The sequence below is a fragment of the Acinetobacter sp. 'aerobic (ED)' genome, assembly GCF_904886855.1.
GTDB classification, from domain to species: domain Bacteria; phylum Pseudomonadota; class Gammaproteobacteria; order Pseudomonadales; family Moraxellaceae; genus Acinetobacter; species Acinetobacter courvalinii.
In genome coordinates, this window is sequence record NZ_CAJHGI010000003.1 from 84,941 (window position 1) to 99,219 (window position 14,279).

At 38.4% G+C, this 14,279-nt stretch carries 13 protein-coding genes; 10 read left to right on the top strand and 3 right to left on the bottom strand.

Annotated elements, in window-relative coordinates; all coding sequences use genetic code 11:
• Nucleotides 1–49: 49 nt before the first annotated feature.
• Genes JO943_RS06515 through JO943_RS06525 form a run of 3 tightly spaced genes read right to left on the bottom strand, consistent with a single transcriptional unit; the run spans nucleotide 50 to nucleotide 2,508 of the window.
• The gene (locus JO943_RS06515; protein WP_202740335.1) at nucleotides 50–1,357 is read right to left on the bottom strand and encodes a DUF445 domain-containing protein; all 1,308 of its coding nucleotides are present in this window, start codon (nucleotides 1,355–1,357) and stop codon (nucleotides 50–52) included.
• A 16-nt stretch (nucleotides 1,358–1,373) separates the two neighbouring features.
• Nucleotides 1,374–1,931, bottom strand: a complete 558-nt coding sequence (locus JO943_RS06520) for a CC0125/CC1285 family lipoprotein (protein WP_032868408.1) — start codon at nucleotides 1,929–1,931, stop codon at nucleotides 1,374–1,376.
• A 37-nt stretch (nucleotides 1,932–1,968) separates the two neighbouring features.
• Nucleotides 1,969–2,508, bottom strand: a complete 540-nt coding sequence (locus tag JO943_RS06525) for a DUF924 family protein (protein ID WP_005227995.1) — start codon at nucleotides 2,506–2,508, stop codon at nucleotides 1,969–1,971.
• Between the two features lie 269 nt (nucleotides 2,509–2,777).
• On the opposite strand from JO943_RS06525, the gene gshA reads away from it, so the two are divergent.
• The 10 genes from gshA (at nucleotide 2,778) to JO943_RS06575 (ending at nucleotide 14,278) form a co-directional block, all read left to right on the top strand.
• Nucleotides 2,778–4,355, top strand: a complete 1,578-nt coding sequence (gene gshA, locus JO943_RS06530) for a glutamate--cysteine ligase (RefSeq protein ID WP_202740336.1) — start codon at nucleotides 2,778–2,780, stop codon at nucleotides 4,353–4,355.
• A 53-nt stretch (nucleotides 4,356–4,408) separates the two neighbouring features.
• Nucleotides 4,409–4,915: a disulfide bond formation protein B gene (locus JO943_RS06535; protein WP_005227992.1), complete on the top strand. Its 507-nt coding sequence runs from the start codon at nucleotides 4,409–4,411 to the stop codon at nucleotides 4,913–4,915.
• Nucleotides 4,916–5,092: 177 nt separating this feature from the next.
• Entirely contained in the window at nucleotides 5,093–8,419 is a 3,327-nt protein-coding gene (locus JO943_RS06540; RefSeq protein WP_202740337.1) for a type VI secretion system Vgr family protein, read from the top strand.
• Nucleotides 8,416–10,551, top strand: coding sequence for a LysM peptidoglycan-binding domain-containing protein (locus tag JO943_RS06545; protein WP_227614424.1), 2,136 nt, complete (start codon nucleotides 8,416–8,418; stop codon nucleotides 10,549–10,551). The genes JO943_RS06540 and JO943_RS06545 overlap by 4 nt, the downstream gene beginning before the upstream one ends.
• Nucleotides 10,552–10,571: 20 nt before the next feature.
• A complete protein-coding gene (locus JO943_RS06550) occupies nucleotides 10,572–10,925 on the top strand; it encodes a hypothetical protein (RefSeq protein ID WP_199973420.1) in 354 nt (117 codons plus the stop codon).
• Nucleotides 10,926–11,033: 108 nt separating this feature from the next.
• Entirely contained in the window at nucleotides 11,034–11,528 is a 495-nt protein-coding gene (locus JO943_RS06555) for a hypothetical protein (RefSeq protein ID WP_202740525.1), read from the top strand.
• Nucleotides 11,529–11,618: 90 nt separating this feature from the next.
• A complete protein-coding gene (locus JO943_RS06560; RefSeq protein WP_202740338.1) occupies nucleotides 11,619–12,494 on the top strand; it encodes a hypothetical protein in 876 nt (291 codons plus the stop codon).
• Nucleotides 12,495–12,583: 89 nt separating this feature from the next.
• The gene (locus JO943_RS06565) at nucleotides 12,584–13,144 is read left to right on the top strand and encodes a hypothetical protein (RefSeq protein WP_202740339.1); all 561 of its coding nucleotides are present in this window, start codon (nucleotides 12,584–12,586) and stop codon (nucleotides 13,142–13,144) included.
• A 59-nt stretch (nucleotides 13,145–13,203) separates the two neighbouring features.
• Nucleotides 13,204–13,512 carry a hypothetical protein gene (locus tag JO943_RS06570; protein WP_202740340.1) on the top strand — a complete coding sequence of 103 codons (309 nt, stop codon included), beginning with the start codon at nucleotides 13,204–13,206 and terminating at the stop codon, nucleotides 13,510–13,512.
• Between the two features lie 76 nt (nucleotides 13,513–13,588).
• Entirely contained in the window at nucleotides 13,589–14,278 is a 690-nt protein-coding gene (locus JO943_RS06575) for a hypothetical protein (RefSeq protein WP_202740341.1), read from the top strand.
• Nucleotide 14,279 lies beyond the last annotated feature (1 nt).

Below are 14,279 nucleotides of genomic sequence, written 5' to 3' on the forward strand. Positions count from 1 at the left end.
TTATCCCGCGTATCTTATTTAGAATAGGGAACAGGTTTTTTATTCGATATCACAAAACATTTTCCACAATAGCACGAATTACACCAAGCGCTAAACCAATAAAGGCACCGACAATTACGCCGTTAACACGGATCATATGCAGGTCACCGCCCACCTCACTTTCGATTTTGGCAATCATTTCCCGTGAATCCCATTCATGGATACGTTCACTGATATAACGAATGATCTTGTCGCTATATTGCTCACTGAAATTGATCGCCAAGCCGACCATTTTTTCATTCAATACCTGACGTACTTTTTCATTCTGGATCAGGCTTTCACCCAGTTGTTGGATCGCCGCCTGTAAGTTGGTGGCAATGCCTGAATCTGGCTGCATTAAATCGGTCTTGATCGCATCACATAGAATCGCAACTGCACCACTGATAAAGTTCAATACCTGTGGACTATCCAGTAAGGCATCTTTGCCATGATTTAAACGCTGGCTGGCTTCACTGTCGGGGTCTGCCAGTTGCAGCATCAGATTGTGTGTGGTGGTTTCAATATCCTGACGCCACGGATGATCAGGATTGGCCAGCATCGACTCAACTTTTTCTATTAGCGAGTCAATGGTACGTTGCTGGACGTCAATCCCGATCCAGCTGGCGCCTTTGGCCAGTTTCCAGACCCCGAGTTCCTGAAACAGTTTACGTGATAAATCGCGTGCTTCCTCCGGATGCGAGACCATCCATTCATGCGCCAGATCCAGTCCGCGTTGTAATACATCCTGATGGAAATCATTTTCCAGTACTGCCCGTAGCATTTCACTGGCCAGCTTATTGACCTTGGTGCTTCTGACCCATTGCACACTGTTATTCTGGACAAAATGCGCAATTTGATCCTGACTGACAAATTCAAAGATTCTTGGCACGGTGTGCTGAATCATCTGCACCACCTGCTGGTTATTCTTTGGACTGGCCAACCATTGTCCTACCGCCAGACTGATATCGGCATTTTGTAAACTGCGTTCGACAATCTGTGGTGACAGGAAGTTTTCCTGCACAAAACGTCCCATCGACTCGGCGATACGTGCCTTATTCCGCGGAATAATTTCAGTGTGATCACGCAATAATTTGGGTAGAGGCATTCTGCCAAAGGGATTGCGGAACAGTACCGTGACCGCATACCAGTCGGCTAAGCCACCCACCACGCCTGCTTCTGCACCAAGCATGAAAATATGGATGAGCCATTTATATTCAGGGAGAAAATGCGCCGCGACCATTAAAGCAATCCATGACACCACGGCAATTATCAGGGCCATGGTGGCAAAGTATTTACTTCTTTGCAGGCTAGGTACGTGGATTTCTTCGACTGAACTCATTGAGCCATCCTTTTAATTACTTTTTATTTTGAGGTGGTGCAGGCGGCTGCAACACATCTCCTGTTGGACTCAAACCGTATTTTGGCCCCAAAGATTGCAAAATCAGTTGTGCATCAAAGGCATCTGGTGCTTGCTGCTGAGTCTTGAAACACTCGATAGTATACGACACTTGGATTGGATCAATATTGACCACTTGTGGGGTATCGTAGAAGGGATCCGGCCAAAAGGCTGGATGACGACGGTAATAGCCATAAGGATAATAAGACGGTGTCGGATAAATCACGGCCTGACGTGGCGCTTTATGCCGGGCATTACTCGGGTCATCCACTACACTAAAATAACGGAAACCATTTTTAACTGTGGTTTGCGCTGCCTTAAGCAGGGTAATTTCCTCTGCTGTGCCATAACTCAAATTGTTATCCGCCTGAAAACCGACACGGTAAGTTTTGTTATTTAACGGATAAGCGGTGAATTGGCCCAACTGGTCAAAGGTTCGGGGCTTGGCAGGGACGGTTGCACAGCCTGCAAATGTCAATGCGAGCAGAAGCGGTGTGCACATTAATAACGATTTCATATGCAATTCCTAATATCAGTGGTCGAGGGAGATCGACCTAGAAGCTACTATTGGGCTGGGTTAAAAACTCTGTTTCCTCTGGGGTAGAGTCTCGCCCTAAAATTTTATTGCGATGGGGATAACGACCAAAACGATCAATAATCACTTTATGCTTTTTCTCAAAGTTTAAATTAATTTCATTGCCGAGGCGCTGGAATAATTTGAGGGCAAATTCATGGATGCGTCTGGATTCGCTATGCATAAAGGGCATATATAAGAATGAGCGCTGATCAGGACTGAGTTGCGCATCGAGTTGTAAACTAATCGCTTCTTGTGCCAAAGCCAAGGCCAGACTGTCGTAAGCAAAGGCCTGTGCCTGATCGCGGTATAAGTTACGGGAGAACTGGTCAAGCACGATAATTTCGGCCAGACGGCCTTCGGGCGTTTGCCGCCATGACCACAGTTCCGCCTGTGCGGCCTGTTGATGAATCTCTTGAAATGACTCGCGAATTTTTGCATCAAAATCATCGCTTTTGGCAAACCAGAGGGAGCGGTGTTCCGGGTCAAACCAAAAATTCAGAATGTCTTGCGCTTGCATGGGCGAGTCTCCTCTAGAAGATTTATTTTTCAATAAAATCACAATTTGAGCGTGTCTTATGTAACAAGATTGTGATAAAAATTGCCAGACTAAACAGGGATTTCTGTCGCAAGCATTTTTCAAATGTTCACAGAGCCTAGATGACTAGATCACAATTGTCGTTATAATTGGCTGAGTCGAAGGGATTGGTATTGTCATGATGCCTGTATGGTCGACGAAGTCGCTACCTTTGATGTGGTCGGCTGATCTTGAATAAGCGAGCCTATAATATGAATCAACCCAGCACACTTACTTCCTCTGTGATACCTACTTGGGTAGATGCATCGCTACTAAAAGGGATGTTACGCGGGATTGAGCGTGAAAGTTTAAGGATGCAAAGTAATGGATTTTTATCACAAAAAAATCATCCACAAGCTTTGGGTTCAGCACTGACACATCCACATATCACCACCGATTATTCAGAAGCCTTAATGGAGTTTATCACTACGCCTCAAAGCAGTATTGCAGCGGCTTTAAACGAATTAAGCGATATCCATAGTGTGGTGCACCAGCAACTGGAAGCCGGTGAACGACTGTGGCCGTTATCCATGCCGTGTATGCTGGATGATAACGAAGAAAATATTAAACTGGCGCAATATGGCTCTTCCAATATTGGCCGTTTTAAAACACTTTACCGCCGTGGACTGGGAGTCCGTTATGGTCGCCGTATGCAGACCATTTCCGGCGTGCATTATAATTTATCTTTCCCTGACTCGTTATTTATTGCCTTACAGCAGCATGAGCAAAATCCACAATTAAAACAGCTTAGCCTGCAAGATTATCGTAGCCATCGCTATTTTGGCCTGATCCGGAATTTCATCCGTTTAATTCCTCTGGTCATGTATATGTTAGGTGCAAGTCCCTCCGTATGCCGCTGTTTCCTGACAGGACGTCAGCATCATTTACAGCCTTTGGTGAAAGGGACTTTGTATTTACCCGAAGCGACCGCTTTGCGGATGGGACGTCTGGGGTATCAAAACTCGGCACAGAAAGAACTGGGTATTCACTACAATGACCTGCACGATTATCTGGATGGCTTGCAGAAAGCGGTGCATACCCCTTATCCAGCATTTACCAAGTTAGGCCTGAATGATGAACAGGGTGAGCCAATTCAGATCAATGATCATGTGCTTCAGATCGAAAACGAATATTATAGTCTGGTTCGCCCAAAACAGGTGCCTCAAGCCGGTGAAACTCCTTCGCAGGCATTGAAAAACCGTGGTGTCGGTTATGTTGAATTGCGTGCAGTGGATGTGAATCCGTATAGCCCGATTGGTATTGATGAAGTTTCGGCCGGTTTTCTGGAGAGTTTGGCACTTTATTGCTTATTAAATGAAAGTCCAGATTTGTTTGCGGAAGAGCAGGAACAGATTGACCGGAATCAAATTGAAGTCGTGAACCGTGGCCGTGCAGCAGATGCACAAATTGAGGACGGTTCCAGCTCGGTTGCATTAAAGGACTGGGCACAACGCCATTTAAATGCGATTCAAGGCTGCGCAGCCTTATTAGATCAAATGGATGGTAAACGGCTGTATCAGGATGCGATCCAGATCATGCAGCAACGTTTAGATGATGTTGAAGAGACCCTTTCTGCGCATGTGATTGCAGATACCTTGCAACATGGCGGTACCTGGAACTTTGGCAGTGTGATGGCACAGCACCATGTCGATCATTATGACCAGCACCCGCTCAGCGAGGAAACCAAACAGTACTTTGCGCAGCTGGCAGAAACGTCATTGCAAAAACAGGCGCAACTTGAACAAGATAACGACATGAGTTTTGAACAATATCTTGCACAATACCGCTAGCCTGTTGATTGATCAGCAGGTCAACAGACCCTAATATTTTTAGAGGATTTCCCATGCGTTGGAATTACCGCTTAGTGAGTGCGTTGTTGGTACTGACGAGCATTATTGGTATCTCATTTGCGTTGTATTTAGAACATGTGCAGGGTCTGGACCCTTGTCCGCTTTGCATTTTCCAGCGCCTTGGTTTGATCGGTATGGGGCTAGTTGCGCTGGTGGCCTTTATCCATAATCCTGTTTCAAGCGGATTCAAACGTTTTTATGCTTTTCTGGCGACCTTATCGATTGGCTGGTCGGTAGGTGTGGCGGCACGTCATGTGTGGCTGCAAAGCTTGCCACCGGATCAAGTGCCAAGCTGTGGCCCAGGTCTGGATTATCTGGTGGATGCATTACCGATGAAAACCGTGTTGCAGGAAGTATTGTCCGGTTCGGGTGAATGTGCGGTGGTGGACTGGACCTTCCTCGGTCAATCGTTACCGGTGTGGTCTTTGCTTTACTTCAGTTTGATTTTATTGATCTGCCTATGGCAGCTATTTAGAAACTACAACGGCACAGCAAAATAATAACATCCTTGTTTGTTTATTTGCTAAAACCTGAAATATGGCAACATATTTCGGGTTTTGTTTTCTGCATTTCTCAACAGTTTGTGCCATTTTGTTGGCCAAAAGATTTTTTTGTGGACAGATAGGTCTGTTTTTTGTAAAGTTCAGCCGATTCCCCCTCCGATCTGATTATAAAAAATGCTTTTTAATATATTTAATGTATTAGAAAAAATAGGGCTAAATGCACAGAAACGTGCCATTCACGTACAATTTTCTAATAATCTACTGAATAATCAAGTTTTTTTACAACGCATACAAGGCCAGCATCAACTTAATGTCGGGCTGGAAGCCGAATTGATTTGTCTGTCGACCAATGCCCAGATTCCTTTAAAACAATTTATAGGGGTTCAGGTCGCCGTGGATCAGGTCACCGATTCAGGACAGCTGTTCCGAACCACAGGAATCGTAACGGAAGCCAGTTACGGGCAAAGTGATGGCGCATTAACCCTGTATAAGCTGACACTGAAAGATGCGACCAGTTTATGGCATAAACGCCGTAACAGCCGTGTTTTTATGAATAAAACTGTTGTCGAGATTACTGAAGTTTTATTCAAGGAATGGCAGCAAAGAAGCGCACTTTTTGCGGCAAGTCTGAGCCTTGACCTGAATGGTTTAAGTCAGAATTATGATATTCGGCCATTTGTGATGGGGCACAATGAATCTGATTATGCCTTTCTCACACGCTTGTGGCGCAGTGAAGGCATTAGCTGGCTAATCGATGAAGCCGAGCTGTTTGTCCCGCATTCAAGTACGCCGTTCAAAGCGCAAAAGCTCAGATTAATGGATGACAATAGCGAGTATCAGGCTTTGCCTCGACGAAGTATTCGTTATCACCGTAGCAGTGCCACAGAATTTCAGGACAGCATTACCGGCTTTGTAGCGGTTCGAAGCTTGCAACCGACTGCGGTGCACCTGCAACGCTGGCAACCTGATGCCTTGGCTCAAGAAGAAGGCGCAGGTTCAGTGGTCACTACTCATAACCATTCTGAAAGCTTTGATTCCGCCAGTTTGAGTCTGGAGCAGGCGTGGCATATCAGCCCGGCCTGGATGCAGGACTTAAAGGGTGAAGACCAAGCCACGGCTTCAGGTGGTAGTCAGTTAGAAAAACTGAATCAGCAACTCAATGATATGTATGCCAGTCAGGCCAAATATTTTAAGGCGTATAGTAGTGTGCGCGATAGCCAAGTCGGTTATTGGTTTAATCTCAGGGAACATCCTGAAATTGATCAACACGAAGGGGCTGATCAGGAGTTCCTGATTATTGCCAAGCATTTTTATAATCAAAATAATTTACCCAAAGATCTGCAGCAACAGGTCAGTCAACTACTTAGCCAGAGTCGTTGGGATCAACATGGCTATGATGAGGCAGAGCGTCAGGGCAATGAACTGACCTTGATTCGCCGTCAGATCAAAATCATTCCTGAATATGATCCAGAGTTACATCGTCCGGTTGCCTATCCGCAACGTGCCAAAGTGGTCGGGCCTGAAGGAGAAACCATTTATGTGGATGAGTGGGGACGGATCAAGGTTCGTTTTCTGTTTACCCGCAGTGAGGATCATGGCCATGATGGTGGAGCAGGCAGTAATGACAATGACACCGACTCCGCATGGGTAGATGTGCTCACACCTTGGGCGGGGGAAGGCTATGGAGCACGTTTCTTGCCGCGTATTGGTGAGGTGGTGGTCATCGACTTTTTTGATGGCAACATCGATCGTCCTTTTGTGACTGGACGTATCCATGAAGCACAACGCTCCCCGACCAAGTTTGACGTTAAGGGACAACTGCCTGACACCAAAAAACTCAGTGGGATCCGCAGTCAGGAAGTCAATGGCAGTGGCTTTAACCAGTTGCGCTTTGATGATACTACCGGGCAGATCAGCACCCAGCTACAAAGTAGCCATGCAGCATCCCAGCTGAATCTGGGTAATTTAAGTCATCCCAAAACACAAGAAACCAGTGATGGTCGTGGGGAAGGTTTTGAGCTCAGAACGGATGCCTGGGGCGCCGTGAGGGCCGGTAAAGGCATGCTGATTAGTACCTATGCCCAAGAACAGGCGGTCGCCGATCATCTGGAGGCTGCTCAAGCACAATCCTTGCTGTCGCAGGGCTATGACAGCATGAAAATGCTCAGCGAAGTGGCTGCAAAGCAGCAGACTGATGCGCTGAATGTGATTAACCGTTTACCGAAGTTTATTCAGTCATTGGAGCTTAAAACCACGGGACAAGCACTGGATAGCACCTTAAATCTATTTAAACAAGGAATGAGTCAAGACCCGATTCATGCCTTAAAGGATTGCGGTGGTTTTATTGAAGATATTGGTGCACTCGGGGGCGATGCCAAAGGCGCAGTGGAAGAGTTTAATAGCTTCTTTAGTGATGCCAAAGATGCGGTTGAAAATCTAAAACAGTTTATCGAAAACGTCGAAGAGCATGGCGCTGATCTTGTGAAAGGCAAGCTTGCCAGTATTAAAGACCGGATAGAGCAGAATCCGTTCGAGAGTATTAAAGAAGTTGGTAAAGTCCTGGCCAATGTCGATATTAAAGATTTTGAGCTGATGAGTACCTGTGGGACTTTTAGTAAAGGGAGCAAGTTAGATATTACACCTTCTAAGGCATTGAGTTCATTACAGGGTTTTATGGAGGGCTATACCCAAGGTCTGGAAAGCAGTTCCGATGCCAAGCAGCAAGAACAAGGCAAGATTTTCAGACAGGCGCTGATGTTGTTGGCATCCCCGAATGGGATTGCATTAACGACACCTGAAAATATTATTTTGCAGGCTTCTCAGGATATTGCCGAGAGTGCCAGTGGTTCAATTAACCTGAGTGCACAAAAGAATATTATCGGACATGCACAGGACAAGATAAGTCTGTTTGCCGCACAGAAAGGCTTTAGAGCTTATGCAGCAAAAGGCAAGCTGGAGTTGCAGGCGCAGGATGATGCAATAGAGGCGATTGCGAGGAAGGTGATTAAACTGATTTCTACTGAGGAAAAGATTGAAATCACCAGTCCGAAAGAGATTGTCCTGACAGCGGGTGGTTCACAACTCAAAATAAATAACGATGGTGTATTCATTAGTACAGGAGGCTATTTTAAGGTTAAAAGTGGCCAAAATGTGTTTGAGAGCGGCGCTAAAGTTTCATATGAAGTTCCTGAATTACCTAACACACCAACTTTTAGTAATCGTTTAGATATTTACGATTTATTTTGGGAGAGTGATTTTAGCCAGCTTAGTTATAAAGCTTTTGTTCCTGGAACAGGCTCATTTACTTCGGGATCAATAGATGAACATGGACGGACAGGAAAAATTAGTACCCCAGATCCAACAAAGGTTCAAGTTCTGGTTGGCTCTAATGATGAATGGGGATTAGTCATTGACAGTTTTGATGAGGATGATTTCTTGATCGAGCAAAATGTGAATGATTCAGAAACGGATAATAATGTACAAGGTGGGGATTGGAAATGAATAAAAAATCATTAGTTACCATACAAATCTTAGACTTATTTGGTAGTCCAATCTCAAAAGCACAATATGAAGTAAAAAATCAGAGAACTGGGCAAGTTATTGCTGCTGGAGCGACAAATTCTTCAGGTTGTATTGTCGAAATTAGCCGAGATAAAGGCACGGCTTTAGATGTTTATATTAAAAGTATGTTCAATGGCTTGATGGTCAAGGTACAAAGCTTTGTAATGTCTAGAGATCGCATGCTTGTAAAAATTACAAGCCCAAAGGTAATGTTGGATTTAAAAACATTAACAAATCAAGGTAATAGTGGACAATATAAAAGAAAAACCCATGTTGTAAAAAAGGGTGAAACTTTATTTGAAATAGCTCAAAAAAATCATACGACAGTTCGCGCATTAGAACGTTTAAATAAAATAGATGATCCAAATAAGATTAATATTGGCCAAGTTATTAAGTTACCAGTAAATATTCCTGCTACTGGAAATAATTCACATCAAGAAAAGTCTAAACCAGCTACTCAGCAGAGAACACAACCTTCGGCTACTACTAAACAAAAACCATCACAGACTCCACCTGTAAAGCCTTCTAGTACAACACCTCAGAAAAAGCAGGAAGAAGGAATTTTTGGAGCAAATTTTGGCAGTAAAATTCTAGATCAAGTAAATGAGCTTTATGAAGAAGGTAAAAAAACGCTGAATGAAGCTACAAACGCTGCTTCCAAGATATTGACAGTTGACGATCGCAGTCAGGATGGTGGGACACCTAAAGTAGATGCACCAAATTTATGTAAAACTAACCCACAATGTATTTCAAGTGGTAAGAGTGAGCTTATTCGGGAAGTAAATATTCGTTTGGCTGGCTTTGGTGGAGCTTTACCTACGGATGAGTTTACCGAACTAACTGCAAAATGTATTAAACAATTCCAAAGGGATTATATGGGGGTACCAGAGACGGGAAAAATTTGTGGTTCTGTTTTAGCTGCTTTAGATAAGTTTAGAGATGAATATGGAATAGCTCCCTTCTTTGATTCAATGAAATGTCCTTGTGGGGTTTGCTCGGGTTTTGGAAAAGGGCGAAATGATAATTTTGAATTTGAGAGTTATCAAAAAAGTTCAGGGCGATATATAAAGGTTACAAGACCTGCACATGAATATAAAGGTATGCATAAGAGTCTCATATGGGGGTTAAAAGCAATGCTATTTTATTTTAAAAAAATAGCTAATCCTAATGGTTATAAAATTACAGGAATATCATCAGGTTATCGTTGTATTGATAATAACTGGAAAAAAAGACGTGCAACAACTAATCATATGGGGTGTGCTTTAGATATCGTAGTTCAAAATAAAAATAATCAAGTAGTTAGTATGAATGAACTTGAGAATAAAGTAAGAACAGAATGGTTTTGTAAATATTTAAATACTAGTTTAGGCTGGTCTACAAATAAATTTGGTTTAGAGCGATTATCTGATGGGGCAACTACATGGGTGCATTTAGATGTACGAGAATTTATAGATATTTATAAAGTTGATAATCTATTTTCTGAAACTAAAGATGGTTTAAATGGTCGTTATTTTTCTCAAATTATTAAGGAAAGCAATTTGCAGAATTTATTATCATGCAGTGGTATTATTCCTGTTTCAAATAAATTGGCCGAATTAGAACAAAAGAAAAATAAACTATTTGATGAAGATGATGCAAGAAAAGCTTTAAAAATTATTTACGATAAATATGGTAAAGAAATAGCAGAAATAGTAGAAAGAATGTATAGAGCAGAGACTAGACATTTTTCTTCAGAGCAATATAAATATGGCGGAACCCCCGGTATGGAAGTACATGGTTCTGCGCCTTATTATGGTTGGGATTCATCATTATTTATTGAGCCACCTACAGGAACATGGTCAGCATATGAAAATAAAGGTTTGAGTGGATCTGGAGGGAATGCTCAAGAAAAAAATAAGAAAAAAGTATTTGTTTGTGTCTCATCTGTTTTGGTTGGTATGACATATGTTTCTGAGTACATTAAAAAATACAATGGGAATTATGCTAGATGGTTTTCAAAAGAAAAGGACAAACAAGAGGTTTATAGAAATGAATTAAGTAAAATTAAAGTTAGGATTGTATCAACATTTTAATAGATAAGGATAGTTTGCTGATGAAATTTATATGTTTTTTATTTGCTATTTTATTAACTAGCGGATGCAGTGCAAAAATAAATATTAATAGTTCAGATCAATACTCTCAATGTGATAATGATCTTAAGGCTATCATTTATAAAAATTTTGATATGAAAAAAATTAATAAGAAAGATGTTACTTTTGATTTTTCAGAAAAGGATTACATACAAATATTTGTGAAAAGTAAAAATGGGGTAAATAATGGGGCGACATTTGGATGGATTAAAATTGATAAAAAAAATAATAAATTATATAATGTTACTTATGATGATGAAAATCAAATTCCAATGAATGTTTTAGATAAAAAAGATTATATTGATAGATGTCTTTAGTTTTTATAAAGATAATCGAAATCTTAAATAAGTGTTTTTATTTTGTTGATAATTTGTGTTGTGCAAATATAAATAGGTAATTTTATGAAAGTTTTTAATCCTGTAAAAATGTATTTAGCTATATTAATGCTAACTCCTGTTATTGGTTGCTCAAGTAGTTCGTCAGTTGCCAAAGAATTTAATAAAATAGAGGAGAATGTTAAAGTAATTAAATATCCTATATCATCAAATTTTTATTCAGAATGTAGAGAAAATAAATCTGAAAAAGAATGTAGAAAAATAAGTAACATAAAAGATTATTCTTATCAGTCAACGAAAATTTTAGATGAACTTCCATTGGAAGGAAAAATTTTATCAGATAGTAGGATAAAAGATCTCAATGTAGACAATTTTAGATTTATATCTAAAGGTAATGATATAGTTTACTCTATAGCTGAAAAATATGTAGATACAGATGAAGAATCTAGTTCTGAATTTTATCTAATAAAAATAAAACCTGCGCTGGTGGTGGATAAAATAGGTAATTATTACTCAATTGATAGCTCTGGAGTGATTAGCTATAAAAATGAGAATGGAAAGCTATTAAAGAAAAATTTAAAATAAGAATGGTGTGATATACCCCATTCGAGTTGGGGTATATCTTTTTGAAATAAAAAATGATAGTAATTGGTTTAAACTAATAGGAAATTTGAAATGAAATTTTTAAAAACAGTAATGATGTTTTCTATTGGTTTAGTAGTATCAAGTTGCGGATTCTCTAAAGAAAACAATCAAAGTATTAAAGTTGAGCCTTGTGGTTTTGACAATGATGTAGATAATTATTACTGTAAAACGGATAAAATTAAAATTTTTGAAAAAAATATTGGAATGAAACCAGATTTTAATAAAGATTATTCTGTAATAAAAATTGATGATGGTAAATATTTTAGGTTGGCAGTTTTAAATCAAAAAAAATATAAAGTTTACCCTTTGAATTATCAAGTAAATAAGGCGAAAGCTGATTTTAATTACTCTGCTGAAAAAGATGAGTTGTGTATATCTGGGGATTTATATTCTTATAGAGATACCTATTTAAACTCAAAAGCATGCTTTAAAATTATTGATAATGCTTTTGTAAAGGTAAGTGTTATAGAAAATATGAGTCAAAAAAATAATGATAATAACTTGGTTTTTATAAAAACACCAATATCGTCTGATTTTTTCTCTAACTGTACTGAGAAAAATCCAGTGAAAAAATGTGAGCAGCTTGAAAGGTCTAATAATCGGGCATATTCTTTATCTGAGTTAAAGAAAATATCTCCTGATTTTGTGAATATATTTGATAATTCGAAAATAGATTCATTGAATGCAAATACTTTTAGATTTCTTCCTAAAATGAAAGATAGCTTTTATTCTATTGCTGAAAAGTATATAGAAACAGATGAAGGAACTAGTTTTGAATTTTATTTGATAAAAATAAAACCTGAGCTAGTGGTAGAGAAAATAGGTGATTATTACTCAATTGATAACTCTGGAGTGATTAGTTATAAAAATGAGAATGGAAAGCTATTAAAGAAAAATTTAAAATAAGAATAGTGTGATATACCCCATTCGAGTTGGGGTATATCTTTTAAAATAAAAAATGATAGTAATTGGTTTGAAATAATAGAGATTTTGAAATGAAATTTTTGAAAACAGTAATGATATTTTCTATTGGTTTAGTAGTATCAAATTGTGGATTTTCTAAAGAAAATAATCAAAAATTTGATAGTGAAAAGAGAAGCACCTCTACTGAACTTGTTATAAAAGAAAAAATTTCAAATTGTTACTTTGAGCAAGGTTATATTGATTTTTGTTCAGATAAATATCTAAAGCTTTATAATAATTCACTGAACCAAAAAGCAAACTTTGCTCAAAATAAAGTCGCTTTAGTAATTGATAAGGTAAGAGATACTGGGAAAGGTATACCTAGAAAGGTTAAATACTTTGTTGTATTAGATCCGACAACGAAAAGAGTATATCCATTAGAACAATCTGTTGGTTATTTTGTTAATGATAGGTTAGAAGAGATCGCAAATGAGCCTTCTAGTATTAAATTTAGTCAAAATAATAATCAAGTTTGTTTATCAGGTACAACATTTTCGCTTCAAGATAATAATATAAATGTTGAGAATGAATGTTATACATTTAATTTACATGATAAAGACTTTTTTAAAAAAGTACAGAAGCAAAAAATATAAAATATGAAAATTTTAATCTTCCAGTTATATTTGAAAAGAAAAAATTTATGTGTAATGGAGTGAAGTGTAAAGAAAATAAACTTACAAATGATAGTTTAAAAGAAATATCAAATAATGATAAAAATAGTGAACTTCGATTTCTTGTAAATGAAAGAGGGTTTGATACAACTTATATAAATGCTTCTGCCGGTAGTAATATTTTGTATGTTTTGAAATATAGTGAGGGTGATAGTGAACAAGAAAATATATATTTATCCTATTTTTTAGATGGGTTATTTAAAACCAAGGAGTTAGGTGAAGTTAAATCATTTAAAATTGATAGTAGTCAGAATGTATATTTCAATGGTAATAAAGTTATCTTAAATTAATTTTTTTAATAAAGCAGTGGTGCTTTTTTTATTATTTTCACTGCTTTATTATTGGTAAATTGAGGTTTTTATAACAATGTATAAATTGTGTTTTTTAAGTATGGTGATTGCTAGTAGTATTTGTTATGCAGAAGAAAGTTCTTCATGGAATGATTATTTGCAAGATTCTGCCCAAGTGAAATCACCTGTAGCGTATATAAGTACATATAATAAATATTCTGCCATTAGGCCTGATTTGAAAATTATATTAAGAGATTTTGGTGATATTAATAAAACAAAGAAAGATATTAAATATACGTTAAAAAAATATGGTATCCAAGTCTTAAATGGAAAGGATGTATATAATGTTCTAAGGACGGCAGTACCTTTGCAGTCTAATGTTGACTTAGCTTTATTGTACCATGATAAAGATATTGTTGCTTTTAGAATAAAAGAAATTAGTACTATTGATTATGTTAGAGTTCCTTTTAAAAAATTTCAGGTCACAACTTATTTATATAATATAAAAAATAATAATTTTACTGAAATACCAGTAATACTCTCTAATAGTGATGAGGGTAATGAGAAAACAGATCTACTCATGGGTGATCAGGTAACATATGATGCTAAGAAAGGACAGTATACGTATCTTGCAAATGTTAAAACTTATAAAGATGGAAAAATTTCACCATTTAAGATTACTGTGAACGTTAATCTAAAATGTATTTCATCAACCTTAGGATGCGAAACTACAGGTGTTTTGGCAGCTGAAAAAGAAACTAAATAAC

What these genes read in the sequence shown, in the direction of transcription:
- JO943_RS06575 (WP_202740341.1), top strand. Translation starts at nt 13,589, where the DNA reads ATGTATAAATTGTGTTTTTTAAGTATGGTGATTGCTAGTAGTATTTGT.
- JO943_RS06515 (WP_202740335.1), bottom strand. Translation starts at nt 1,357, where the DNA reads ATGAGTTCAGTCGAAGAAATCCACGTACCTAGCCTGCAAAGAAGTAAA.
- JO943_RS06550 (WP_199973420.1), top strand. Translation starts at nt 10,572, where the DNA reads ATGAAATTTATATGTTTTTTATTTGCTATTTTATTAACTAGCGGATGC.
- JO943_RS06525 (WP_005227995.1), bottom strand. Translation starts at nt 2,508, where the DNA reads ATGCAAGCGCAAGACATTCTGAATTTTTGGTTTGACCCGGAACACCGC.
- JO943_RS06555 (WP_202740525.1), top strand. Translation starts at nt 11,034, where the DNA reads ATGTATTTAGCTATATTAATGCTAACTCCTGTTATTGGTTGCTCAAGT.
- JO943_RS06565 (WP_202740339.1), top strand. Translation starts at nt 12,584, where the DNA reads ATGAAATTTTTGAAAACAGTAATGATATTTTCTATTGGTTTAGTAGTA.
- JO943_RS06520 (WP_032868408.1), bottom strand. Translation starts at nt 1,931, where the DNA reads ATGAAATCGTTATTAATGTGCACACCGCTTCTGCTCGCATTGACATTT.
- JO943_RS06560 (WP_202740338.1), top strand. Translation starts at nt 11,619, where the DNA reads ATGAAATTTTTAAAAACAGTAATGATGTTTTCTATTGGTTTAGTAGTA.
- JO943_RS06545 (WP_227614424.1), top strand. Translation starts at nt 8,416, where the DNA reads ATGAATAAAAAATCATTAGTTACCATACAAATCTTAGACTTATTTGGT.
- gshA (WP_202740336.1), top strand. Translation starts at nt 2,778, where the DNA reads ATGAATCAACCCAGCACACTTACTTCCTCTGTGATACCTACTTGGGTA.
- JO943_RS06535 (WP_005227992.1), top strand. Translation starts at nt 4,409, where the DNA reads ATGCGTTGGAATTACCGCTTAGTGAGTGCGTTGTTGGTACTGACGAGC.
- JO943_RS06540 (WP_202740337.1), top strand. Translation starts at nt 5,093, where the DNA reads ATGCTTTTTAATATATTTAATGTATTAGAAAAAATAGGGCTAAATGCA.